The 21,904-nt window shown below is 60.7% G+C and carries 27 protein-coding genes; all 27 read left to right on the top strand.

Translation table 11 applies throughout. From position 1 onward, the window contains the following. Positions 1-16: 16 nt before the first annotated feature. The 27 genes from AACY19_RS23870 to AACY19_RS23740 all read left to right on the top strand — a co-directional run bounded on the left by AACY19_RS23870 (position 17) and on the right by AACY19_RS23740 (position 21,884). Entirely contained in the window at positions 17-562 is a 546-nt protein-coding gene (locus tag AACY19_RS23870; protein WP_339454050.1) for a DUF4376 domain-containing protein, read from the top strand. Positions 563-665: 103 nt separating this feature from the next. Continuing rightward, the gene (locus AACY19_RS23865) at positions 666-851 is read left to right on the top strand and encodes a hypothetical protein (protein ID WP_339454049.1); all 186 of its coding nucleotides are present in this window, start codon (positions 666-668) and stop codon (positions 849-851) included. Positions 852-853: 2 nt separating this feature from the next. Next, positions 854-2,020 carry a phage tail protein gene (locus AACY19_RS23860; RefSeq protein WP_339454048.1) on the top strand — a complete coding sequence of 389 codons (1,167 nt, stop codon included), beginning with the start codon at positions 854-856 and terminating at the stop codon, positions 2,018-2,020. After that, a complete protein-coding gene (locus AACY19_RS23855) occupies positions 2,020-2,526 on the top strand; it encodes a phage major tail tube protein (RefSeq protein ID WP_339454047.1) in 507 nt (168 codons plus the stop codon). Before AACY19_RS23860 ends, AACY19_RS23855 begins: the two co-directional genes overlap by 1 nt. Positions 2,527-2,707: 181 nt before the next feature. Then, positions 2,708-3,289 carry a phage tail assembly protein gene (locus AACY19_RS23850; RefSeq protein ID WP_339454046.1) on the top strand — a complete coding sequence of 194 codons (582 nt, stop codon included), beginning with the start codon at positions 2,708-2,710 and terminating at the stop codon, positions 3,287-3,289. Positions 3,290-3,417: 128 nt separating this feature from the next. Continuing rightward, the gene (locus tag AACY19_RS23845) at positions 3,418-5,664 is read left to right on the top strand and encodes a phage tail tape measure protein (RefSeq protein ID WP_339454045.1); all 2,247 of its coding nucleotides are present in this window, start codon (positions 3,418-3,420) and stop codon (positions 5,662-5,664) included. Then, entirely contained in the window at positions 5,664-6,047 is a 384-nt protein-coding gene (locus tag AACY19_RS23840; RefSeq protein WP_339454044.1) for a phage tail protein, read from the top strand. The genes AACY19_RS23845 and AACY19_RS23840 overlap by 1 nt, the downstream gene beginning before the upstream one ends. Beyond that, on the top strand, positions 6,040-6,252 hold the full coding sequence (locus AACY19_RS23835; protein ID WP_339454043.1) for a tail protein X: 213 nt from the start codon (positions 6,040-6,042) through the stop codon (positions 6,250-6,252). The genes AACY19_RS23840 and AACY19_RS23835 overlap by 8 nt, the downstream gene beginning before the upstream one ends. 9 nt (positions 6,253-6,261) lie before the next feature. Further along, positions 6,262-7,290, top strand: a complete 1,029-nt coding sequence (locus AACY19_RS23830; RefSeq protein ID WP_339454042.1) for a phage late control D family protein — start codon at positions 6,262-6,264, stop codon at positions 7,288-7,290. 156 nt (positions 7,291-7,446) lie between these two features. Then, positions 7,447-8,031, top strand: coding sequence for a phage tail terminator protein (locus AACY19_RS23825; RefSeq protein WP_339454041.1), 585 nt, complete (start codon positions 7,447-7,449; stop codon positions 8,029-8,031). Beyond that, a complete protein-coding gene (locus tag AACY19_RS23820) occupies positions 8,028-8,207 on the top strand; it encodes a DUF2635 domain-containing protein (RefSeq protein WP_339454040.1) in 180 nt (59 codons plus the stop codon). The genes AACY19_RS23825 and AACY19_RS23820 overlap by 4 nt, the downstream gene beginning before the upstream one ends. After that, positions 8,207-9,703, top strand: a complete 1,497-nt coding sequence (locus AACY19_RS23815; RefSeq protein ID WP_339454039.1) for a phage tail sheath subtilisin-like domain-containing protein — start codon at positions 8,207-8,209, stop codon at positions 9,701-9,703. Before AACY19_RS23820 ends, AACY19_RS23815 begins: the two co-directional genes overlap by 1 nt. A 67-nt stretch (positions 9,704-9,770) precedes the next feature. After that, positions 9,771-10,118 (top strand): phage tail tube protein, encoded by a 348-nt coding sequence (locus tag AACY19_RS23810; RefSeq protein WP_007908779.1) that lies wholly within the window; start codon positions 9,771-9,773, stop codon positions 10,116-10,118. Continuing rightward, positions 10,115-10,411: a phage tail assembly protein gene (locus AACY19_RS23805; RefSeq protein WP_003222226.1), complete on the top strand. Its 297-nt coding sequence runs from the start codon at positions 10,115-10,117 to the stop codon at positions 10,409-10,411. The genes AACY19_RS23810 and AACY19_RS23805 overlap by 4 nt, the downstream gene beginning before the upstream one ends. A 130-nt stretch (positions 10,412-10,541) precedes the next feature. Next, positions 10,542-12,314 carry a phage tail protein gene (locus AACY19_RS23800; RefSeq protein WP_339454038.1) on the top strand — a complete coding sequence of 591 codons (1,773 nt, stop codon included), beginning with the start codon at positions 10,542-10,544 and terminating at the stop codon, positions 12,312-12,314. Beyond that, positions 12,301-13,536 carry a DNA circularization protein gene (locus tag AACY19_RS23795; RefSeq protein WP_339454037.1) on the top strand — a complete coding sequence of 412 codons (1,236 nt, stop codon included), beginning with the start codon at positions 12,301-12,303 and terminating at the stop codon, positions 13,534-13,536. The genes AACY19_RS23800 and AACY19_RS23795 overlap by 14 nt, the downstream gene beginning before the upstream one ends. 3 nt (positions 13,537-13,539) lie before the next feature. Further along, positions 13,540-14,583, top strand: a complete 1,044-nt coding sequence (locus tag AACY19_RS23790) for a phage baseplate assembly protein (protein WP_339454036.1) — start codon at positions 13,540-13,542, stop codon at positions 14,581-14,583. A gap of 143 nt (positions 14,584-14,726) precedes the next feature. Continuing rightward, complete coding sequence (locus AACY19_RS23785) at positions 14,727-15,236, top strand: phage baseplate assembly protein V (protein ID WP_339454035.1); 510 nt, start codon at positions 14,727-14,729, stop codon at positions 15,234-15,236. Continuing rightward, positions 15,236-15,634 (top strand): phage GP46 family protein, encoded by a 399-nt coding sequence (locus AACY19_RS23780; RefSeq protein ID WP_123452134.1) that lies wholly within the window; start codon positions 15,236-15,238, stop codon positions 15,632-15,634. The genes AACY19_RS23785 and AACY19_RS23780 overlap by 1 nt, the downstream gene beginning before the upstream one ends. Then, on the top strand, positions 15,624-16,670 hold the full coding sequence (locus tag AACY19_RS23775; RefSeq protein ID WP_339454034.1) for a baseplate J/gp47 family protein: 1,047 nt from the start codon (positions 15,624-15,626) through the stop codon (positions 16,668-16,670). Before AACY19_RS23780 ends, AACY19_RS23775 begins: the two co-directional genes overlap by 11 nt. Continuing rightward, a complete protein-coding gene (locus AACY19_RS23770; protein ID WP_339454033.1) occupies positions 16,658-17,257 on the top strand; it encodes a YmfQ family protein in 600 nt (199 codons plus the stop codon). The genes AACY19_RS23775 and AACY19_RS23770 overlap by 13 nt, the downstream gene beginning before the upstream one ends. Before the next feature lie 14 nt (positions 17,258-17,271). Further along, positions 17,272-18,429 carry a phage tail protein gene (locus AACY19_RS23765; RefSeq protein WP_339454032.1) on the top strand — a complete coding sequence of 386 codons (1,158 nt, stop codon included), beginning with the start codon at positions 17,272-17,274 and terminating at the stop codon, positions 18,427-18,429. After that, positions 18,426-18,941, top strand: a complete 516-nt coding sequence (locus AACY19_RS23760) for a phage tail protein (protein ID WP_339454031.1) — start codon at positions 18,426-18,428, stop codon at positions 18,939-18,941. The genes AACY19_RS23765 and AACY19_RS23760 overlap by 4 nt, the downstream gene beginning before the upstream one ends. 141 nt (positions 18,942-19,082) lie before the next feature. Next, the gene (locus tag AACY19_RS23755; RefSeq protein ID WP_339454030.1) at positions 19,083-20,009 is read left to right on the top strand and encodes a glycine-rich domain-containing protein; all 927 of its coding nucleotides are present in this window, start codon (positions 19,083-19,085) and stop codon (positions 20,007-20,009) included. Next, positions 20,009-20,476 carry a phage tail assembly chaperone gene (locus AACY19_RS23750; RefSeq protein WP_339454029.1) on the top strand — a complete coding sequence of 156 codons (468 nt, stop codon included), beginning with the start codon at positions 20,009-20,011 and terminating at the stop codon, positions 20,474-20,476. The genes AACY19_RS23755 and AACY19_RS23750 overlap by 1 nt, the downstream gene beginning before the upstream one ends. 38 nt (positions 20,477-20,514) lie before the next feature. Further along, positions 20,515-21,441, top strand: coding sequence for a gp53-like domain-containing protein (locus AACY19_RS23745; protein WP_339454028.1), 927 nt, complete (start codon positions 20,515-20,517; stop codon positions 21,439-21,441). A 2-nt stretch (positions 21,442-21,443) separates the two neighbouring features. Continuing rightward, a complete protein-coding gene (locus AACY19_RS23740; RefSeq protein ID WP_339454062.1) occupies positions 21,444-21,884 on the top strand; it encodes a phage tail assembly chaperone in 441 nt (146 codons plus the stop codon). Positions 21,885-21,904: the final 20 nt, after the last annotated feature.

Genomic DNA, 21,904 nt, shown 5'->3' with positions numbered 1-21,904 from the left:
GTAGGGAGGATTAATCATGAAGTTCGCAACATTTGATGAGAACGGAACGCTGACCGGTCGGTATGACTCGGGTATTCACAGCGTTATTCCCGAGCACGCTATTGAACTCAGCGAAGCAGTGTTTTTAGCGACCAGAACCGATAAAGATGGCATCTGGAAGCTGGTCGATGGTGACGTAGTCAAAGTACCTGTTCCTGAGGTTGAAACGAATTATGCCGCATTGTTCGCAGCGGAGCGTTTCGCAAGAGAAGCATCAGGTATCACCGTAGACGGCATCGCCATCGAGACAACGCGTGATAGTCAGGCACTCATTGCCAGTACCGGACTGTCGGCGATTCTCGAACCGGAGTATCGCTGCAATTTCAAAACGCTGGACGGGTTTGTCCAAATCGACTCACCGCAAATTCTCGCCATTGCCAAAGCGGTCCGCGCTCACGTTCAGGCCTGTTTTGACCGGGAGCTGGAGCTGCTGAATGCGCTTGAGTCCGGCACTTATATGGAAGAAATGCTCAAGCAAGGCTGGCCCCACTCTTCGGCGGCTACGCCGGTCACTGCGCCTTGATAAACGCCCCGCACCCCGGGGCGTTTTCTTATCCGCCCAGAAACATTCAACACCCGCCAAGCCCCTCCCAAGAGGGGCTTTCCCGTTTATGGAGAAACGAAAAATGGCAACCCGCCAAACCTACACCGTGCTCGTCCCATTCCCCACCGGCGGTGGGCATTGGTCGAGCGTTGGTCAAGATCTTGATCTGCTCGATGTCGAGGCCAGTGCCTTGTGCACGGCCGGTCGACTTGAACTGAAATCCCCCTCCACCCAGGCCAAAAAGGCCGCTGCCAAGAAGGCTGACTGAACATGGCTGAGGTTCTGAACTTCGAGCACAACGGCATTACCGTCAATGCCACCGAATCCCCCGAGGCCATGGGTGGCCTGGGTGACAACGTCATCGGTCTGGTCGGCACTGCGCCGAACGCCGATCCGCTGATTCCGCGTAACGCGCCGTTTCGCATCAACAGTTTCACCACCCACGCGCTGCTCGATCCGACCGGTTCGGAAGAGGGCACGCTGTACCACGCGGTTTACCAGATCCTCAAAGTGGTCAAGGTGCCGGTTTACGTGGTGATCGTCGAGGCAGGCGCGACGCCGGCCGACACCGTTAACGCGGTGATCGGCGGCGTCGATCCAGCCACCGGCCGCAAGCTCGGTCTGGCCGCGCTGGGCAGTGTCCCGGAAGACCTGACCATCATCGGCGCGCCGGGCTTCACCGGCACTAAAGCGGTAGCCAGCGAGTTCGCCTCGTTCGGTAAACGCATCAAGGCCCGTGTGGTACTGGATGGCAAGGACGCATCGGTTGCAGACCAGGTGCTGTACAGCCAGGAACTGGGCGGTGCCGACCTCGGTTTCGACCGTTGCCTGGTGGTGCACAACATGCCTGCCGTGTACTCGAAAGCGGCGAAGAAAAACGTCTTTCTCGCGCCGTCCAGCCTGGCGATTGCCGCGCTGGCCAAGGTCAAGCAGTGGGAGAGCCCGGGCAACCAGGTGACCTACGCCGAAGACGTCTCCCGGGTCGTCGAATACAACATTCTCGACACGTCCACCGAAGGCGATCTGCTCAACCGTTACGGCGTCAGCTACTACGCCCGCACCGTGCTCGGCGGCTTCTCGCTGCTGGGTAACCGCTCGATCACTGGCAAGTTCATCAGTTACGTCGGTCTTGAAGACGCGATCAGCCGCAAGCTGGTCAAGGCCGGCCAGAAAGCCATGGCCAAGAACCTGACCAAGTCCTTCATGGATCAGGAGGTCAAGCGCATCAACGATTGGCTGCAAACCCTGGTGGCCGACGAAACCATTCCTGGCGGCAGCGTTTACCTGCACCCGGAACTCAACAGCGTCGAGAAGTACAAGAACGGCACCTGGTACGTGGTCATCGACTACGGCCGCTACGCGCCGAACGAACACATGGTTTATCAACTCAACGCCCGCGATGAAATCATCGAGCAGTTCCTGGAGGACGTTCTCTAATGTTTACCAACCGTAATCGCCAGGCCATCGCGGCCACTCTGCAAGGCCTGCCGCTGTCGGCGACCGTGGAAGAATTCACCCCGCCGAAGATCGAATTCGACGTGGAAGAAATGCGTGGCGGTCGCTTCATCGTCGAAGAAATGGCCAAGGGCGGCAAAGCGCTCAACGCCAAGTTGACCCTGCAAGGCATGGGGGCTGAGGTCATGCTCGCACTGGGTGTGACGCTGGGCGACGACATTCTGCTGAACGTGCGCGAAGCCGGTCAGGATCAGGATGGCAACACCTGGTTCACCTATCACACCGTCGGCGGCAAGCTGAAATCCCTCGAAGAAACCGCCGTGAAAATGGGTGAAAAACCCAAGACCAATCTGGAGCTGTCCTGCCGCACCTACAACCGCCTGGAAAACGGCGTGCCGGTGATCGACATCGACGTGCGCACCCAGAAATTCGTGCTCAACGGCGTCGACATCCTCGGAGATGCGCGGCGTGCGGTGCTGATGCCGTAACCCGGTAAGCAAGCCTGGCACCGGATCCTGTGGGAGCGGGCTTGCTCGCGAAAGCGGTGTGGCAGTCGAAAATTATCTCTCTGACACACCGCCTTCGCGAGCAAGCCCGCTCCCACACTGGATCAGTGTGCCTTGGCGGATGGTTAGCAATACCCCTCAAGAACCACCAAGGAATTCATACATGTCGTGGATGCCACCCCAGCATGACCTGTTGTCGCCGATCACCGGCGATGACGGTTCGCAGATCAACCAGATCCAGCTCAAGCCGCTGTTCTACGCCGCGCAGAAAGAAGCGCTGGAACGCGCCGGCGATGACGAAGACGATCAGTTTTTCGAACTCGCGCTGCTCGCCACCGGCCTGTCGGTCAAGGAGCTCGACCAACTCAAGCGCCCGGACTACGTGAGCATTGCCCAGTACGTGCACGAGATGTCGACCCGTCCGGCGTCGCACTTTCTGAATCAGGTCGAAGACGCGCAAAAGTCTGACGATCCCGATCAGGTGCAACTGCTGCAACCGCTCGCCGTGACCGGCCGCACCGTGACATCGCTGAGCCTGGAAATGCCGGCCCTGCGGGCAACCAAAGTGATGAAGAAACTGAAAACGGCCAAGGAACGCGCCGAGTTCATCACCGCCCATTGCACCGGCCTGATGATCCCCGATCTGGCCCTGATGACCGTCCCGGACTGGACGCAACTGCAGGTGCGCATAGACGATTTTTTAAACCAGCCGGCGGCCTACTTTCGGAACGCGACATCGAAGTAATCCTCGATATCGTGCCGCTCATTTACCCGGTAAGTGAGGCGGAAATTCTGGAATGGGACGTCGAAAAGGCGTTGCGCCGCTACGACATAGCGATCACTCGCCTTGGCGTAAAACAGGAGTAGAGCGGCATGGCAGAGAGTAAATATGCGCTCGCATACGCCGGTGAGAGTGCCAATACGGCGGACACACTACCGGCCAACCTCGGCAAATCGCTGCAGGAGCTGAACCTGACGCTGTCCCTGGCAAGCGTGGAAATTCGCTTGTTGACGCAGGAGCAGATCAAGCTGCGCGAGCTGCTGGTCAGCCAGCAATCGTTGTTCAAGGTCGTCGCGGCGCCGCCAGCCGCCAATAGTGAGCCGAAGTCAAAACTCAAGGCGGAAATCGAGCAGCATCCGCCACCGAAAAGACTGCAATCGCCGATGGTTAACGAGACGGCGCTGGTTGAGCTCAATCAGTTGATTGGACTTAACAGAGACCAGCTTCAAGCGCATTCAGAGCTAACCCTCGAACTTGCGACTCAGCGATCGGTTGCAGCCAGTGGCGCGACTGGTGCGGATCTGTTGCAAATCCAGCAGATCGGGGCGCGATCTGGTATTGCCGACGGCTCCAAGGGGGCTCAGCGGGCGACAGAGCTAAGAGCGTATTCCGGCGACGCTGCGATCAATGCCACAGCCTTCCGGATTGACGTCAAGGCCGCGGGGGAAATGCTCGCGGTCTGGCGTTCCGCCTTGAAGCTGGATCGATACCAGGGACAGGATCTGGCCGATGCGGTCAGTTACCTGGGCAGCAGCGGTCTGGATGCCAAGCCTGCCGATATTGGCGCGGTTGTTCAGCGCTCGGGCGAGAGCGCCGTTACATCGGGAATGACACCGGAACAGGTGGCAGCCTTTGCCACTGCGCTGTTGAACAGCGGGGCGGACAAGGACGTTGCCAGTGCGGCATTGAAGAGCTTTACGTCGGCCTTCGGCAAAGGAAACGCTGCGTCAACCGAACAGCGTTCGGCGATGACCCGGTTGCACCTGGACCCCGAATCGTTGCGTGAGAAGATGCGCACGGATGCGCCAGGTGCGATTGATTCGGTGCTCGCAGCACTCAGTAAACAATCCGTACCCGAACGTGCAGCCACGGCGAAGACGCTGTTTGGCGAGAGCAGTACAAGCATTCTTGAGTTGCTGAAGAAGCCCGACGACGTCAAGACAGCCTTCACTCGAGTGTCCGACAAGCACCAATATGCAACCTCGGAACTGGGTTCCGGGGGCGGTGCCGCGACGAAAACGGCCGAAGCCTTTGGCGATACGTCGCAAGGGCGCTGGAATGCGTTGGATGCCGGTCTCAATCGGCTATCCACTGCGGTTGGTTCCGCATTGTCGCCGATCACGGATGGTCTCGCGGTCGCATTTACGGCGCTGGTCAATGTGGCGAGTACAGCGGCAGAAGCGTTCCCCGCCCTCACCGCAGGGTTGGTCGTGCTGGGCGCTGTCACCGTGCCATTTGTGGCGGCTGCCCTGAAGAGCGGTGCGACTGCTGTGCTCGGTGCGGTTACGACAAAGCTGTTGCGTCTGGCCACCACCCGATTGCCGCCTGAAATCGGTGATGTGATTACCGGAGATGAAGGCGGTGATCGCCCTCGAGAAACGAACAAAACCAGTCGATCACCCGATCAGCAAAAAACTGCCAGGGTATCGTCGCGTTCAGGCGGCGGGGGTGGTCGTTTGCGCGGTGTTACGGCAAGAGTGCTGCCCTTCATTGACAACGCGAAAATCGGCCTCGAGATGTGGGCTGATAAAATCGGCAGCTGGACGCCGCGCTCAATCGAGAAGATTGCCGCTCGACAGGTGCCGGCGGTACAGCGTCTCGGCGGCAGTTTGCTGCCCAGACTTGCCAGTGCAATGCCGGCCGTGAAGGCCGGTGCCCCGCTGGCCATCGTGAGTGCAGCCTACACCGGCCTGAAGGGGTGGCGAGAGGGTGACGACAAAGCGGTCAAAGGCGCCGCCGGTGAACTGGCCGGAACTGCAATTGGTGCCACGATCGGATCGTTGATTGCGCCTGGCATCGGTACTTTCATCGGGGGGACTTTGGGCGGCATGCTCGGTTCTTACGTCGGTGAACAACTGGCGACGCCTGCCGAGGACAAACTCGCGCCCCCCGCGCAAGTGGCCAAGGATCTGTCCAGCGCTCAGACGCTACTCCCCAATTACATCTACTACTCGCCGTTAGTGCAGATCAGCGGCAGTGATGCGCTCAATGCCGAAAAAATCGGCGATGTGGTTTCGCAGGTTATGCGCAACCATTTCGATACCGCATTCACACCCGCTGTGGGCACCAACGCTCTCGCCACCCGCCGTGACGCAGCCCTGACCGATGGAGTCGTCTGATGAAACAACAAATGGCTCTAGGCAGTTTCATCTTCGGCCTCTCGCGCAACTTCGCCTACAGCACGCTGGCGCGAAAGTCCGACGGTGGCTGGACCGAAATACAGATCCTGACCAGCAAACCCAAATCCAGTCAGACCGGGCAGAAAGCGGAAACGCTGACCATCAGCGGCAAGTCGATGTACGCCGTGGCCATGGATCGGCTCGATGAATTACGCGCCTTGCAGGCGCTGCGTATGCCGCTGCCGCTGATCGACGGCATTGCTCGCAATTGGGGCCTGTGGCGGATCAACAGCGTTCAGGAAACCCAGACCCAGATCATTGATGACGGCACGGCGATGGTGGTCGATTGGGTCATCGAATTGGTGGAGTTCAACAATGCGTAAGGTACGAAGCGTGGCCGGTGATTCGGTGAATCTGCTGCTCTACCGCGAAACCGGGCGCAGCGATGATGCCGCTGAACAAGCCCTGTGGACACTCAATCCGGCACTGGCCGAGTACGGCCCGATTTTGCCCGCCGGTGTCTGGATTGTGCTGCCTGAACTCGACAGCAGACCCGCCGCGATCAAAGCCCTCACAGCCTGGGATTAAGGAGGTTGCATGACACTCGGCTTTACCCCGGCGGTAGAAATCTACGGTTCAAATTCGACGCTGCTCAATCAGCGTCTGATCAGTTGGGAACACATCGATGCAGCCGGTATCGAGTCGGATCAACTGACCCTGACCATTGATCTGGAAGGCCTCGAAGGGCTGCCGGACCTGGGCGGGAAGATTGGTCTGAAGGTTGGTTATCGGGAGTCCGGAATGGTCGACAAAGGCCAGTTCAAAGTGACGCGCCTGACGCCAACGCTGTTCCCGTTCCGCCTGACATTGGTCGCCACTGCGGCGCCGTTCAGCAAGGATGACGAGACCGGCTTCAAACAGCGCCGCACTGCCAGTCATGGACCCACCACCCTCGGTGCATTGTTCAGCAAACTGGTGTCTTCGCACGGCTTTTCACCGCGTGTCGCAGCGGATGTCTCGTTGATCAGGATCGCCCACGTCGACCAGTCCAATGAAACCGACATGGGCTTTCTGACGCGGCTGGCGAAGAAGTACGACCTGGTCGCCAAACCTTACGGCGATGTGTATGTGCTGGCACGGCCCGGGCAGATCAAATCAATCTCGGGCCAGAAATTGCCCGACGTGACGTTGTCGGTCACCCATGACAATCATCCCGGCGATCAGGCCTTCATCAGCGCCACACTGGAAGAGGCCGCACGCGAGCAGACTCAAGGCTGCAAGACCTGTTTCTGGGATGCGGCGGCGGCTGTGGTGCGCTGGATTGAAACCGGCGTTGCACCGCACAAGGTCATTCGCCAGCAACAACCCAACGAGGCCGATGCCATCGCGGTTGGTGAGGGTGAAGTGCGCAAGATGCTGCGCAAAAAGTACAAGGTGAAAATCACCTGCCCGGGCAATCCGCTCCTGACGGCTGAGGGGTTGTTGGTGCTCGACGATACCTGGCCGGACTTCATGCGTGGGCGCTGGTCGGTCGAAAAAGTCACCGCGAGCGGCACTCGTGAAAACAGCTATCGCTGCGTGATCGATGCCAGCTGTCTTGATCCCAAAGCCGTAGCCAAGGACTGATTCACCTCTCTCTCAGCCATGAAGATCCCTGTGGGAGCGAGCCCGCTCGCGAAGAGGGCGGCACATTCAGCATCAATAGCGACTATCCCACCGCATTCGCGAGCAGGCCCGCTCCCGCATGGGCCTGTGGTCATTCTCATCATTCGGAACACCCCCATGAAGATCACCCCGATCCTCACGCAACTGCGTGGGCAATGCCCTGGCCTTGCCAATTACATTTCGGTGGGTGTCGATCTGGCGTTGCTGCAAGGCAACGCCGATCTGCCGACACCTTCGGCCCATGTGTTGCCACTGGCCGATCTGGCCGGCAGCACCACTGCCCAAAACCTCACCGCGCAACCGATCCGCGACCGCTTCGAAATCGTCCTCGCACTGGATGCCAGCGACGCGACAAAAGCGCTGGATCGGTTGCACGACCTGCGCGCCGAACTGTGGCGCGCGCTGGTGGGCTTCAAGCCGGACAACGACTACAGCGCCATCGCTTACGACGGCGGCGAACTGGTCTCGATCAACAGCAGCCGCGCGTTCTACCGGCTGCGCTTTTTTGCCGAGTTCCAGCTCGGCCGCAATCTGCCGAGTCAGCCTGCGGAGAGTTGGCACGAACGCGAACTGGACGGTTTGTCGTCCTTTACCGGGGCCACCGTGCGGGTCGATGCGATCGACCCGGCCGACCCCAATCTGAAACGCCCGGGCCCGGATGGGCGCGTGGAAATGACTTTCTCTGGAGACGTAATCCCATGAGCAACCGCATCACCGTACTGCCGGCCGCTGGCCGCGTCGTGCCTGACCCGGAGGCGGGCGACCTGCTGCCCTCCGAAGGCCGTGAAGTGCTGGACAGCGCCTGGTGGCGCCGACGTCTGGCCGACGGCGACATCACCCTCAAAACCGCACCAGCCAAACAAAAGGGAGCCAAATAATGGCGATCGGATTCAGCAACATCCCGGCGGACATTCGTGTACCGCTGTTCTATGCCGAAATGGACAATTCGGCCGCCAATAGCGCGACCTCGACCATGCGCCGATTGATCGTCGCTCAGGTCAACGACAACATTGCCCCGAGCGAAGTCGGCAAACTGGTGCTGGTCTCCAGCGTTGCGCTGGCCAAGAGCATCGGTGGCCAGGGCTCGATGCTCGCCTCGATGTACGAGACGTTCCGCAAGGCCGACCCGATTGGCGAGATCTGGTGCCTGCCGTTGCACAACGCCGAAGGTGCCGTCGCCAAAGGCGTGCTGACCCTCACCGGCACCGCCACGCAGGCTGGCTTGCTCAATCTGTATGTGGGTGGCGTGCGGGTACAGGCCACCGTGGTCAACGGCGCAACCGCTGCCCAGGCGGCCACTGCGCTGGCGCAGAAGATCAACGCCACCGCCGACCTGCCGGTCAGCGCGGCTGCTGCCGAAGGTGTGGTCACCCTGAGCGCCAAATGGACTGGCGACAGCGGCAACGACATCAGCCTGCAATTCAATCGCCTGGGCAAGAGCAACGGCGAAGAAACCCCGGCCGGCCTGACCACCGCGATCACTGCAATGACTGGCGGCGCCGGTGTGCCTGATCAGGTTGAAGCCATCGCGGCACTGGGTGATGAACCCTTCGAATTCATCGCGTTGCCATGGTCGGATCTGGCGACCCTCAACACCTGGCAAGCTGTGATGGATGACAGCACCGGTCGCTGGTCGTGGGCCAAGCAACTGTTCGGTCACGTCTACAGCGCCAAGCGCGGTACCGTCGGCACGCTGGTCGCAGCAGGCCAGGCGCGTAATGACCAGCACATGACCATTCAGGCGCTGGAACCGGGTGTTCCGCAACCGTTCTGGGTACAAGCAGCGGCACTGGCGGCACGCACTGCGGTGTTCATCTCCGCTGACGCCAGCCGTCCGACCCAAAGCGGCAGCCTGCCGGGCGTTGACCCTGCACCGGCGAGCGAGCGTTTCACCCTGACCGAGCGCCAGTCGCTGCTCAACTACGGCATCGCCACCGCGTACTACGAAGGCGGTTACGTGCGCATCCAGCGTTCGATCACCACTTACCAGAAGAACGCTTACGGCCAGGCCGACAACTCCTATCTGGACAGCGAAACCATGCACCAGTCGGCGTTCATCGTGCGTCGCCTGCAAAGCGTGATCACCAGCAAATACGGGCGCCATAAACTGGCTTCCGACGGCACCCGTTTCGGCGCCGGCCAGCCAATCGTGACGCCTGCGACCATTCGCGGCGAGCTGATCGCGCAGTACGCCAAGCTCGAACTGGAAGGCCACGTCGAGAACGCCGAACTGTTTGCCGAGCACCTGATCGTCGAGCGCGACGTGCAGGACCCGAGCCGCGTGAACGTGCTGTTCCCGCCGGATTACATCAACGGTCTGCGCGTGTTCGCACTGCTCAACCAATTCCGTCTGCAGTATGACGACGCGGCCTGACAGGCGCGTTTGACGGCAAGTTTTCAGCCCACCTTGCGTGGGCTTTTTTATTCAAGGGAGTAACACCATGGGTCAACTGATTGCAGGTACCTGCTACGTCAAGGTCGACGGCGCACAACTGACCATCAATGGCGGCTGCGAAGCCCCGCTGATGGCAGTCAAACGCGAAACCGTCGTGCCCGGTTTCTACAAGGAAACCGACATTGCGCCGTCGTTCAAAGTGACCGCGCTGCACACCGCCGACTTCCCCCTGAAGAAGCTGATCGAAGGCACTGACATCACCGTCACCTGCGAATTCAGCAACGGCAAAGTCTACGTGCTGGCCGGTGCCTATCTGGTCGAAGAACCAGTCTCCAAAGGCGACGACGCCACCATCGAACTGAAATTCGAAGGCATCAAGGGGACCTGGCAATGAGCGGCGCCGTGAAGCTTCAAGTTGCCATCGAAGCTCACGGCGAGCCCCTGACCGAACTCGTCCTGCGCCGTCCGACGGTGCAGGAAGTGCGAGCGATCAAGGCGCTGCCGTACAAGATCGACAAGAGCGAAGAAGTCAGCCTCGACATGGACGTGGCGGCCAAATACATCGCCGTGTGCGCCGGCATTCCGCCGTCGTCGGTCAACCAGTTGGATCTGGCTGACCTGAACGCGCTGAGCTGGGCCGTTGCCAGTTTTTTCATGAGTGCGGCGTCGGAGCCATCACCGACCTGATCGCAGTCGCCTATGACCTGGCCTGGTTCTGGAAGGTTGACCCCGAACAGATGATGGCCAGGCCACTGGATGTGCTCCGCGAATCGCTGGAGCACGCGCAACGGATCAATGCGATGCAGCAGGTGCAGTGATGGCAGAAGAAACCAAAGCTAAAGCGTCGGTGTTGCTTACCGGCATCGATGAACTGTCGCCCAAACTCGGCGCCCTGCGAGCCAGGGTCGATAGCTTCAAGAACAACCTCGAACAGACCGGCCTCGGCAAACTGGACATCAGCGGTCTGTTCAAGGGCGGCAGCGTGATCACGCCGTTTGTGGACGGGATCAAGTCTGCCGCAGCGTTTCAGGGCAAATTGACCGAAGTCAGCGACACGGCAAAAACCGTCGACCTGCCTGCCACACCGAAAGTCGCCGCGCAGAACATGAATGTGTTCAGCGCGTCGATGGATAAGGTTTCGGCCGCCGTCGATGCCGCACTGGTGCCAGCGGTCGGTGCGCTGGTGGTCGGCCTGGAACCGATGCTGACCCAGGTTGGCAGCCTGCTCGCCGACAACCCGAAACTGATCGAAGGCCTCGCGGCTGGGGCGATTGCCTTCTCCGCCATGCAAACCGCCGTCACCGGTATGACCCAAGTGATGGACGTGATGAGCATGGTGCTCAAAACCAACCCGATCATGTTGATCGCCATGGGCATCGCGGTGGCGGCGGGTCTGATCTATGCCAACTGGACGCCGATCAGCGCCTTCTTCAAGGGCATGTGGGAGGGCGTGAAGAACATCGGTGTGAGTGCGATGACGACGTTGCGCTCGATCCTCGATTGGCGACCGCTGGATGCACTGGCGGGGCTGTGGTCACCGGTCGCGGGATTGTTCTCCGGGATCTGGGACAAGGTCACAGCGGTCACCGCGCCAGTGATCGACTTTTTCAAATCTTTGTTCTCGTGGACGCCCGCCGGCATGATCCTGGAAAACTGGGCGCCGCTGACCGGGCTGTTTACGGCGATCTGGGACTTGCTCAAGGCCTTGAGTGTGCCGGTAATGGGTTTCCTCAAAGGTCTGTTCGACTGGACACCGTTGGGCATGATCATCAACAACTGGGGTGCGATCAGCGGTTTCTTCGCCTCGATCTGGACGGCGCTGCAGCCTGCGGCACAAGCCATCAAAGACTTCTTCGGGACGTTGTTCGACTATTCCCCTCTGGGGCTGATCGTCAACAACTGGGGGGGCATCGTGGCCTTCTTCGACCCGATCTGGGCCGCATTGCAAGCCTCGGCGCAGCAGATCAAAAGCTTCTTCCAGAGCCTGTTCGAATGGTCGCCGCTGGAACAGATCGCGATGTACTGGCAACCCGTCAGCGAAGTCTTTTCGGCGTTGTGGGGCGTGGTGCAGGCGTTGGCCGCACCGATGCTGGAGTTTCTGCACAACATGTTCGAATGGACGCCGTTGGGGCAGATCATCAAGAACTGGGGGCCGATTACCGAGTGGTTCGGCGAGTTGTGGCAGAAGCTGCAAACCGTGATTGCACCGATCAAAGAATTGTTCGACGGCGGCTTTGCCGGATTGGTCGCCAAGGTCACCGGAAAGGTTGAAACCCTCACCGAAGCACAGCGTCAGACCAATGCCGAAGGCAAAGGGGAGCTGGCGCCGGCGTTCTTCGGGGCAAGTACCGCGCCGGCGGGCAACGGCGCGTTGCAGGGCGGCTCGTTGCCACAAACTTCCGGAGCGCTGATCCAGCAAAGCGCAATCAACAACCGCACGCAGCTCGAAGGCGGTCTGACCGTGCGCTTCGAAAATGCGCCGGCCGGATTGCGCACCGATCAACCGCAAACCAATCAACCAGGCCTGGCGCTGTCTTCGCGCATTGGCTATCGCTCGTTGTCGGCAGGAGGTTCCAATGAACTGGCGTGACCGTTTGTTGCCGGCATCCTTTCGTGGTGTCGGTTTCTGGATTGATCAGACGAAAACCCCGGTCGGTCGCAAGGGGCAGTTGCATGAATATCCGCAACGCGACCTGCCGTTTTTCGAAGACCTTGGTCAGCAGGCCAAGACTCACGACATCACGGCGTTCATCATCGGCGCCGATTGCCTGGAGCAGCGCGACAAGTTGCTCAAGGCGCTGGAGCAGGGCAGTGGCGAGTTGGTGCACCCTTGGTTGGGACGCCTGCAAGTCAAGGTCGGCGAATGCGACATGACCCACACCCGCCAGGATGGCGGGCTGGTGACGTTCAGTCTGAAGTTCTACCCCGACCGGCCATTGCCGTTTCCGACCGCCACCGTCAGTACGCAGAAAGTTCTGTTGGCCAAGGCCGACACGTTGCTGGGGTCGGCGGTGGCGCGATTCGAGCAGGCGATGACATTGATCAAGGCTGCGCGGATCGGCATTGCCAATCTGCGCAACAGCCTGACCGGCGTCTATGAAGTGATCAAGGAGCAGCTCAAACCGCTGATCGCGCAGTACAAGCAGATCACCGAACTGGTCAAGGCCGTGAAGGAGTTGCCCAAGGAAGTGGCGGCGGAGTTCAAGGGCTTGCTCGGCGATATCAAGGAGCTCAAGGCGTTCGCGAAGGAGGGCTACCGTGGCGTGATTGCCGACGTGTCCCAACAACTCGAAGCGATCCGCAAGGCTGACGCGCCGAAGATCACCACCGGCAAGGACACCAATGCGGCGGCGCAAGCCATGGCCGATCTGGTGCAGGACACGATGTTGGTCAAAGTCGCGCAATGGGTCGCGTCGATGCCGGTGGCGACCCCGGTGGTAAAACTGACGTCGACACCCTCGGTGGCACATCAGGCCGATCAACCGGTGACCCGTCAGGAAGTACCGGTGACCGACGAAATGAAAGCGCTGCAGAAGGCGGTCGGGGTGGCGATTGACCCGATGCTGGACAAAGCCGATCCCAAGCATCACCAGGCAATCAACGACGTGAAGGAAGCGCTGATTGCGCATCTCAAGGCTGTGGCGTCATCCGGTGTGCGACAGGTCACTCAATCGTTCCAGGAAAGCCTGCCGGCGCTGGTTGTGGCCTACAGGCAATTTGCCGATGCCACACGGGTGACTCAGGTGACTCAGAGCAACGCGATGAACCATCCGGGCTTTTCACCCAACGACGTGAAAGTGTCCAGGGAGTGAGCCATGAGCGAGATGGATAACCATGTCACGCTGACCGTCAACAACATGGAATACGGCGGCTGGAAAAGCGTGGAAATCACCGCTGATCTTGAGCGCCAGTTCCGCACCTTCAAGCTCGACATCACTTGGCAATGGCCGGGGCAGACGGTCGCCAAGCCGATCAAGCCTGGCGATCCGTGCGAAGTGCGAATCGGCAAGGATCTGCTGCTCACCGGCTACGTGTTCAAGGCACCGATCAGGTATGACGGGCGGCAGATCAGCCTGACCATCGAGGGCAGTTCAAAGACTCAGGATCTGGTCGATTGCGCTGCGCGAAACCAGCCGAACCAATGGCAGGAGCAACCGCTGCTGAGCATCGTCCAGGCATTGGCGATGGAGTACTCGCTGATGGTGGTCAACGAGATTCCCGAGACGGCGCGGCTGACCAAGCACACGATCGTCCCGGGTGAAACGGTGTTCCAGTCAATCGACCGTTTACTCTCGCTGTTGCGGGTGTTTTCCACCGATGACGAGCAGGGCCGGCTGGTGTTGGCCAAACCCGGCAGCGCAGGTCGGGCCAGTGATGTGCTGGAATTGGGCAAGAATATTCTGTCCGCCAATGCGCCAATGGATTACAGCCAGGTGTTTTCCGAATACCGGGTGATCGGCCAGCAAAAAGGTTCGGATGCCAAGAGCGGCGCGGCGGTCAGCGAAGTCGAGTCCACGGCCGCCGACCTGACCTTCAAGCGCCGGCGTACCACGATCATCAACGAAGGCACGCAACTGACCTTCGAGCTGGCGCAGCAGCGTGCCCAGTGGGAAAGCGCCACGCGCATGGGCCGGGCGCAGACCACCACCTATCAGGTGCAGGGCTGGCGTCAGTCCAACGGCGATCTGTGGCGCCACAACACGCTGGTGCGGGTGAAGGATCCGGTGCTGGAGTTTGACGGCGACATGCTGATTTCCAAAGTCACCTACTCGCTGTCGGCACAGGGTTCGGTGACCACGCTGCAAGTGGCGCCGCCGCACACCTTCGATCCTGATCCAACGCCCCCGAAAAAAACCTGAGCCCGACACTGACCCCCTGTGGGAGCGGGCTTGCTCGCGAAAGCGTCGGTAGCTCCGACATCCAATTGACAGACCCACCGCATTCGCGAGCAAGCCCGCTCCCACATTTGGTCCGTGTCGGGTCTGCTCCTTGAGGACACCCCATGAGCCTACTGACACGCCTGCTGGCGCGCGGCACTGTCGTGCTCGCCAATTCGGCATCCAAGCTGCAATCGCTGCAAATGCGCCTCACCGCCGGCGAAGTGAACGACGACATGGAACACTTCGAGCCTTACGGCTTCACCAGCCATCCGCTGGCCGGCGCCGAAGGTGTCGTCACCTTCATCGGCGGCGACCGTTCCCACGCCATCGCGCTGGTGGTTGCCGACCGCCGCTATCGCCTGCAAGCGCTGGCCGCTGGCGAGGTGGCGATCTACACCGACGAAGGCGACAAGATTCATTTCAAGCGTGGTCGGATCATCGACATCGAGACCGCCACGCTGAACATCCGCGCCAGCCAGGCTGTGAACTTCGACACGCCGGTGATCAACCAGACCGGCAAGATCGTTTCCACCGGTGATCAACTCGCCGCTGGCATCAGCCAGATCAAACACGTGCACATCGGCGTGCAGGCCGGCAGTGGCCAGACCGGCGCGCCGGCAGGAGGTCAGTGATGCTGATCAGCCCGAACCTCCACGCCGCGCTGACCCGCGCCGTACTCATCAGCCTGTTCACCTGGCGCCGCGCTGCCGATGACGACGCTCTCGATGACGAAGAACGTTTTGGCTGGTGGGGCGACAGCTTTCCCACCGTTGCCGATGACCGCATCGGCTCGCGGCTGTGGCTGCTGCGCCGGGTCAAGCTGACTCGACAAACGCAGATGGACGCCGAGTTCTATGCCCGCGAAGCCTTGCAATGGCTGATCGACGACGGCCACTGCAGCGCCATCGACATCATCAGCGAACGCCTCGACGCCCAGCGCCTGAACCTGCGCACGGTCCTGACCCTGGCCGACGGCGAACGTCTGGACATCAACCCCGATAACAGTTGGCAGGTGATCTATGCCGTTTGAAACCCCTTCGCTGCCGGTGCTGATCAAGCGCACCCAAAGCGACCTGGCCGGCGATTCGCTGCGCCAGTCCGATGCGCAAGTGCTGGCCCGTACCCTCAGCGGCGCGGCTTATGGTCTGTACGGTTATCTCGACTGGATTGCCGAACAGATTCTGCCGGACAAGGCCGATGAGTCGACTCTGGAGCGTATCGCCGCGCTGCGCCTGAACCAGCCGCGCAAACCGGCACAAGTCGCCACCGGCAGCGTCGGTTTTACCGCCACTGCCGGTGCGGTGCTGGACGTCGATACGCTGCTGCAAGCGAATGACGGTCGCACCTACAAAGTCACCGCCGCGCGCACCACCGCCAATGGCAGCAACACCACGACCATCGCGGCACTGGATGCCGGCAGTCTGGGCAATGCCGACGCCGGGCTGGCGCTGACACCGGTGCAGCCGATTGCCGGTGTGGTCGGCAACAGTTTCGTGGTGCTGGCACCGGGGCTCAGCGGCGGCGTGGCACGGGAAAGTCTGGAGTCGCTGCGTTCGCGGGTGATTCGTTCTTACCGCGTCATTCCCCATGGAGGCTCGGCCAGCGACTATGAAACCTGGGCCCTGGAAGTGCCGGGCGTGACGCGGGCCTGGTGCCGGGGAGGCCTGCTCGGGCCGGGCACGGTGACGGTGTTCATCATGCGTGACGAAGATCCGCAACCGGTGCCCAACGATGAGCAACTGGCGGAGGTTCAGGACTACATCGAACCGCTGCGTCCGGTGACGGCGCAAGTGCATGTGCAGCGGCCGGTTCAGGTGCCGGTGGTGTACCGCTTCAAAAGCGTCAACCCCGACACCAGCGCCGTGCGCGCCGCCATCGAAGGGCAGTTGCGCGATTTGCACAACCGCGAGGCCGATCTGGGCGTGCCGTTGCTGATCAGTCATATCCGCGAAGCCATCAGCAGTGCGGGCGGCGAATACGATCACCTTCTCACCGCACCGAGCGCCGACGTCGCTGCCGAGCGCAGTGAACTGCTCACCTTTGGAGGTTGCGTATGGGGGGCATAAGAACCGCCACGCAATATCAGGCGCAATTGCGCGCCTTGCTGCCCAGCGGCCCGGCGTGGGACCCGGAACGCGTGCCTGAACTGGAAGATGTGCTGCAAGGCGTGGCTGTCGAACTGGCCCGCCTTGATGCGCGCGCCGCCGACCTGCTCAACGAAATGGACCCGGCCGGCGTCAGCGAACTGGTGCCCGATTGGGAGCGGGTGATGAACCTGCCCGACCCGTGCCTGGGCGCCACGCCGCTGTTCGACGACCGCCGCCTCGCGGTGCGCCGGCGCTTGCTCGCGGTGGGTAGCCAAGCGGTCGGTTACTACCTCGACATCGCCAAAAGCCAGGGCTATCCCAACGCGACCATCACCGAACTCGAAGCCCCGCGTATGGGCCGTTCGCGTTTCGGCTCGGCGCATTGGGGCACTTGGGAGGCGCAGTTCATGTGGACGCTCAACACCGGCGGGCGCCTGTTGCTCGGCCGGCGCTACGGCGCGAGTTATTGGGGCGAACGCTTCGGCGTCAATCCGGGCTCGGCGCTGGAGTGCCTGATCCACCGCAGTGTGCCGGCGCATACCAAGGTGCACATCAATTATGACTAGGGAGGTATGAGGGGATGGATTATCCGAAGAGTGTGCCCAGCGCCGGTTTGGTGAATGGGAAGTTTGTTGATGAAAACCCGATGACCGGGACGCCGGGATCGCTGATTCCGGCGGATTGGGGGAATGGGGTCACGCAGGAAATTCTCAACGTGATCAAGGCCGGGGATCTGACGCCGGACGAGAAGAAATACGATCAGTTGTTGCAGGCGATTCAGAGCGTTTCGGCCAAGGGCTGGAATCTGGATTCGGCGTTGCCGCTATCGGCTTTGCCTTTGCCAAACGTTGCCACGGCGGATGCCCGGTTATCCATCACGCCAGCCGCCGTATCGAGCAGTGGCGGGCGAGTCTCCGTACCCGCGGGCGTATACGTCAGCATTGCTCAGGAAGTGGTGGCGGGTCAGTTGGGGCGTTCACGTACTTTCACTACCCAGGCCTGGAGCAGTGCAGACCTGCTACCCAGCTCAAGCTACTTTCTGCGAGCGCAAGTGGTGGGCGGTATGCTGAGTTTCTATACCCAGCTCGGTACCATTTACGACGTGACACCCGAGACTCTGAAAGGTGTAGCCAACGGTGCTGCCGGCGGCGGTTTTCAGAGCTCGGTGCTGGACATGTGTCTGGCGTGGGTAGTCACAGGTGCGCCAGGCTCCGTGCCGACGGTGCGCGCGATTTACAATCGCGCACGCTTGACCTGGACTCAGACCGTCAACGGCACGGGTGCAGTGTTCCTGCCCCTGGACCCGCATGCACGTGCTGCACGGCTGGTGGTGGGCAATCCGACGCCCTCATCGACGGCCGTAACAAGCGTGGCTTTTCCGGCGGCAGGATGGACCGGGGGTAACTACAGCTACCTGTCACCGGTATCGACGGGCGTATCCAATAATGCGGGAGGCTGGACCCCGGCCACTGTGCAACCGTGCGTGATATTCACCAACAACATCGTCTACGACGTCACGGTCTCGACCCTGACCGCGAGTTTTGATCATGCCAATTTGCGCTCGCTCTGGCAGTCCTATCAGGCTGAGCACAATCTGGGGCAATCCAATGCTGACAGTGATGAATTGCTACTCAGCATGGGGATCAAGAGCCATCCGCTAACCGACTATACCGCCGGCATCGCGATCAATTTCGGGGGCGCTGTGAACGTCCAATTGCAGTGGGAGCTCATTCGATGATCGTCATTCAGGAACTCCATCAGTTCGACGGTGAGTTGCGTCTTCCCCAACCCTCTGCCGCCCACGGCTGGGACGGCGAGAAGTGGGTACTGAACGCGGACAAACAACTTGTGCTGGTGGAGCAGGAAACCGAGCGCCTATGCAGCAAAGTCGATGCCGCCGCTGACAATGCTCGTACCGAACTGGCCGGCGACCCGCTCAAAGCCATGGAATACGCCCAGGCCGCCGCCGATGCTCAGGCCTATCAGGACGCCGGTTACCCGAAAAAGGAAGTGCCGCTGTCGGTCGCTGCATGGGTCGCCAAAGGTCGAACGGCGAAACAGGCAGCCGAGCAAATTCTCGGCAAAGCCGAACAGCTCACCGACCATCTGCTGGCGCTGCGGACTTTGCGCCTGAAGGCTAAAGCGCAGATCCGCGCGCAGGCTGCCAAGGGAAACATGGATCTGGCGCGCAGTGCGGGTGAGGACGCGTTGATCGCGATTCGCGAACTGGCCAACGGTCTTTCCGGATAAGCGCAAAAAAACTCCGTTCTGCATCACTCAAGCCCACTTCAATGTGGGCTTTTTTTGTTTTCAGCAACCGACCGTGGACTGGCACACAGAAAGTGCGGTGCCGATGCCGGTCATTTGTCATTTCAAAGGAACGAACAACCTATGGATTATCCCAAAAGCGTCCCCAGCGTCGGCCTGGTCGATGGCCGTTTTGTTGATGAGAACCCGGTGGCGGGTACGCCGGGGTCGTTGATTCCGGCAGTGTGGGGCAACAGTGTCACTCAGGAAATTCTCAACGCGATCAAGGCTGCCGGATTGACCCCGGATGAAGCCAAAACCGATCAACTGGCCACAGCCATCGGTGCCCTCGTTGATTTCACCAAACTGAAAAATACCCCAACCACGTTGGCTGGTTATGGCATCACCGATGCGGTGGGGCGGCTGCTGGCGGTCCGACAGTTTGAATCCGTCGGTATCACGCTCTACAAACCCCACCCCCGGGCGAAACGCATACGTGTGCGCGTGGTCGGCGCGGGTGGTTCCGGTGGTGGCTGTGAACCTGTCCCCGCCAATAATCACCGTATTGGTGGTGGCGGTGGTTCCGGCGCCTATGCGGAGAGTCTCTACGACGTGACCCCGCAAATATTGGCTGGCGTGCCTGTGTCTTTGGGGGCTGGCGGCGCTGCAGTCAATACGACTGGGATGACCGGCGGCGGCGCGTCCTTCGGCACCTATATGAGCGCCGCTGGCGGTGCAGGCGGGCAAATTCTTTCATTCTCGGTGACAGCAACGACGGTCGGTTTCGTCATGGGCGGTGCTGGCGGTCAAATCGTCACGGGCGGTGGTCTTGCCAACGCTCGTGGCACCCCTGGTGAGTTCGCGATGTACAACATCAATTGGGGGGTCGTTTCCGGCGCCGGGGCTGCCAGTCCGTTTGACGGTGGCGGCACGCGCGTGGGCGTGAATGGAAATGGCATCTCCGGCGGACGTGGTTCCGGAGGCAGCGGCTCCTGCTCGACAAATGCTTCCGCTTCCGTCGTCAGCGGCGCCGGCGGCAATGCCTTCTGCGAAATCTGGGAGTACGAGTAATGGCCGTTTATGCACGGATCGAGAACGGCGTGGTCGTCGAACGGATCGACACCGGTGACTACGCAATCAGCCAACTGTTCGCGCCGTCTTTTGTCGAGTCGATGGTGCGAGTGCCGGATGGCGAAACGGTCGAAATCGGCGCGCCGATCAGAGAGCTGCCGACAGCTGCCGAACCACCGCCCGTACAGCAAAGTCCGGTGATCCCCCAGGCGCCGATTGTTGCTGATCAAGCGCCTGCGGCAGCGGAACGTAGCTGGCGTCAGGCATCCCTTTCAGCGACTGAATGGCTGGTCACTCGCCATCGCGATGAGCAGGAACTGGGACGTGGAACCTTGCTCAAGGCTGCGCAATATCTGGAGCTGCTTGAGTACCGACAGGCGTTGCGCGACTGGCCTGATTCGGCACTTTTTCCCGCAGCGGATTCCCGGCCGTCAGCACCGCTTTGGCTGGCCAGCGTGATTGGCTGAACCCGCCCCCAACTGTATTTCAAGCAAGGAGATGAACATTGGACTACCCAAAGAGTGTGCCCAGTGTCGGCCTGGTCAATGGCCAGTTTGTCGATGAGGACCCGATTGCCGGAAAACCCGGTTCGCTGATCCCGGCGGCATGGGGCAACAGTGTCACGCAAGAAATTCTCAACGTCCTTCAGGCGGCCGGCATGACGCCGAACGAGTCGTCGAACAATCAGTTGCTGGCAGCGTTGCGCAGTCCGGCGCTGTTCATGACTGCGCCGCAGTTTGATGGCGGACGCTCGGCAGCAACGTCCGAGTTTGTGCAGCGGGCGCTGGGCAGTCATGCCAGTGCTCGCGGTATATCCGCCGCCACACAATTGACTCAGGCCGATGTCGGCTGCTCGATCGGTCTGGGCGGTAACGCGGCTTATACCGTGACGCTTCCGGATGCGGCTGCGCCCACGTTGCCGAACGGCGCCACGATCAGTCTGCATTGCCGTAATAATGCACCCGTCACCGTGGCCAGTAAAACCGGCGCCCAGATCAGCCCCCAAGGTAGTTATCTGGCGTCGATCGTGATGAACAATGGCGAGAGTGCAAACTTCGTCAAAGAGTCTGGAATGTGGGTGGTGTATGGCACTGCTGCGCTGAAGTACTCAGCCAATTACGCCGTACAGTTCGGTACATCGGGATATCAAAAGTTTCCCAGCGGCTTGATCGTGCAGTGGGTCACGGGGGGCTCCGATGTGAATGGCAACATGACGGTTTCGTTGCCGATCAGGTTTCCCAATGCTGTCCTCGGAGGTATTGCCAATGAAGGCTACCCGGCAGGTTGGGGGAGCTCCAACGTCACCGTTTGGGCATTTGACGGCGCGAACTCCACGACAACGACAGTGGTTGCGCGGGTCCGAAATGTGCTGGCGGCAAGTGTAAAGGCTGAGCCGGGGATTTCGGGTCGCGTTCTGGTTTGGGGGTACTGACCATGACGATTTACTTTTATGCACAAAGTCTCGGCTTTGATCGGGTCGACAGCGCGCTTCCCGAACTGCCTGCGGGGGCGGTGGAAATCACCCTGGCGCAATACACCGAACTGTTCGCCGGCCAGGCGAGCGGCAAAATCATCAGCGCCAGTCCCAGTGGTCAGCCCGTTTTGACCGACCCCGTCGTTTCTCCTGCAACGCTTGCAAGCCACGAGCGCGCATGGCGCAACCACGTTCTGCAAAACACCCAGTGGCTTGTCTTTCGAGATGCCGAAGAACTGGAAATGGGCGAAGGCACCACCCTGCGTACCGAGGAGTTCAAAGAGCTGCTGGCCTACCGGCAGGCGCTGCGAGACTGGCCCAATCATCCAGACTTCCCCGAGACACGTTCGCGCCCGGCCGAGCCTGACTGGCTGGAAGATTTGCTGCGGGCCAATGGCTGAGCGGTTCGCTCTCAATCAAG

The organism is Pseudomonas sp. EA_5y_Pfl2_R50 (assembly GCF_963970475.1).
Classification (GTDB): Bacteria; Pseudomonadota; Gammaproteobacteria; order Pseudomonadales; family Pseudomonadaceae; genus Aquipseudomonas.
The sequence above is the reverse complement of the archived record's forward strand: the minus strand, read 5'-3'. Positions and strand labels throughout refer to the sequence as shown.